The organism is Streptomyces sp. NPDC001507 (genome assembly GCF_042894765.1).
Lineage (GTDB): Bacteria > Actinomycetota > Actinomycetes > Streptomycetales > Streptomycetaceae > Streptomyces.
Map to the genome: position 1 here is coordinate 518,596 of NZ_JBIAVV010000008.1, position 2,201 is coordinate 520,796.

Here is a 2,201-nt window from a genome sequence, read left to right on the forward strand (position 1 = left end):
CCGGGCCCCCCCGGGGGTTGCGGTGGCCCCTAATGTCCCCGCCCTCCGCCCCGCCCCCGGCGGGGGGGGGGTGGGGGGGGGGGCCCCCGGGGCCCGGGGGGGGGGGGGCCCCCGGGGGGGGCCCCCCCCTCTCTCCGTCACTCGATCACCCGGCGTACGAACTCAGTCCTGCTCGCCGTCGGACTCGGCCTCGACGTCAGGCCCGGCCGGGGCCTCGGCCCCCTCCGGGGCCTCGTCGGCTTCCTCCTCGTCCAGGGCGTCGACGAACTCGACCCCGTCCAGCTCGGCCAGCCGGTCGGAGGCGTCCGTGCTGCCGTCCCGGTCGGCCTCGACGGCCTTGGCGAACCACTCCCGCGCCTCGTCGGCACGCCCGGCCGCAAGCAGGGCGTCCGCGTAGGCGTACCGCAGTCGCGCGGTCCACGGCTGCACGGAGCTGGAGGCCAGCTCGGGGCTCTGCAGCGTCACGATGGCCGCGTCCAGCTGCCCCATGTCACGCCGGGCACCGGCCGCGACGAGCCGCATCTCGACCTGGCCTGCCTTGTCCAGCTTGTGCACCTCGGGGGCGCCGGCCATGTCCAGCGCCTTCTCCGGCCGCCCGAGCCCACGCTCGCAGTCGGCCATCACCGGCCACAGGTCGACGGTGCCGGTCATGCGCCGGGCGGCCCGGAACTCGGCGAGCGCCTCGGCGTACTTCTGGTTCGCGTACGCGGCGAACCCGGCGGCCTCGCGTACGGCGGCGACACGGGAGGCCAGCCGCAGGGCCACCCTGGAGTAGCCGTAGGCGCCCTCGGGGTCCTCGTCGATGAGCCGGGCGACCATCACCAGGTTCCTGGCGACGTCGTCCGCGAGCGTCTTGGGCAGGCTCTGCAGCTCCTGCCGTACGTCCTTGTCGATCTCCTCGCCGGTGACGTCCTCCGGGATGGGCAGCCGCTTGATCGGCTCCCGGTCCCGGTCCCGGTCCCGCTCGTCACGGAAGCGTCCGCCACCGCGCCGGTCGTCACGTCGGTCGTCGCGCCGGTCGTCACGGCCCCGGTAGCCGCCACCGCGGCTGTCGTCACGCCGGGCGTAGCCGCCGCCTCCACGGTTGTCGTCGCGACGGGGGCCACGGCCGCGGTCGTCACGGCCGCGGTCGTCACGACGGTCGTCACGGCCTCGGAAGCCGCCGCGGGTGTCGTCGCGACGGGCATAGCCGCCGCCACCGCGGCTGTCGTCACGACGGTCGTCACGGCGACCGTAGCCGCCCCGGTCGTCGCGGTCGTCACGCCGGAAAGCGGGACGGTCACCACGGTCGTCGCGGCGGTCGTCACGTCGGTCGTCACGTCGGTCGTCACGCCGGAAAGCGGGACGGTCACCACGGTCGTCGCGGCGGTCGTCACGCCGGTCGTCGCGACGGAAAGCGGGACGATCCCCACGGTCGTCACGACGGGGACCACGATCCCGGTCGTCACGACGCCCGTAGCCACCCCGGTCACCACCACGATCGTCGCGCTGGAACCCCGGCCGGGACCCACGGTTGTCGTCACGCCGGCCGTAACCACCCCCACCGCGATTGTCGTCACGCCGGCCGTACCCGCCACCCCGGTTGTCGTCTCGGCGCTCGTCACCGCGACGATCGTCCCGACGGCCGTACCCCGCACCGCGGTTGTCGTCACGCCGGCCGTAGCCACCGCCCCGGTTGTCGTCGCGACGGTCATCACGGCGGGGGTAACCGCCGCGGTCTCCACGGTCGTTGCGGTCTCCGCGGTACCCGCCACGCTCGCCGCGGTCACCACGGTCACCACTGTCCCGTCGCCGCTGGTCGCGCTCCGGTCGCTCGTCGGGAGAGTTGGTGGACATGGTGACTCCTGTCTTCGGTACCGCAAGCATTGTAAAAACAAAAGGACCCCTGGTCCCAGCTGAACGCTGGGACCAGGGGTCCTCCAAAGATTGTTCGGCGGTGTCCTACTCTCCCACAGGGTCCCCCCTGCAGTACCATCGGCGCTGTAAGGCTTAGCTTCCGGGTTCGGAATGTAACCGGGCGTTTCCCTCACGCTATGACCACCGAAACCCTAATGGTTTCGAGCGAACAAGCACACTCTTTAATTGTGTGTTCAGCTCTAGCCGGCAACGGTCGTTGCCTCAGAACTAACACAGTGGACGCGAGCAACTGAGGACAAGCCCTCGGCCTATTAGTACCGGTCACCTCCACCAGTTACCTGGCT

Annotated in this window: 2 protein-coding genes and 1 rRNA gene; all 3 read right to left on the bottom strand. The window is 71.8% G+C overall.

Translation table 11 applies throughout. The features are described from left to right. Positions 1-162: 162 nt before the first annotated feature. Positions 163-927: a tetratricopeptide repeat protein gene (locus ACFY0K_RS27420; RefSeq protein WP_390642081.1), complete on the bottom strand. Its 765-nt coding sequence runs from the start codon at positions 925-927 to the stop codon at positions 163-165. Continuing rightward, positions 819-1,772, bottom strand: a complete 954-nt coding sequence (locus ACFY0K_RS27425; RefSeq protein ID WP_390642082.1) for a hypothetical protein — start codon at positions 1,770-1,772, stop codon at positions 819-821. Before ACFY0K_RS27425 ends, ACFY0K_RS27420 begins: the two co-directional genes overlap by 109 nt. 156 nt (positions 1,773-1,928) lie before the next feature. Further along, positions 1,929-2,045, bottom strand: a 5S ribosomal RNA gene (gene rrf / locus ACFY0K_RS27430). Positions 2,046-2,201: the final 156 nt, after the last annotated feature.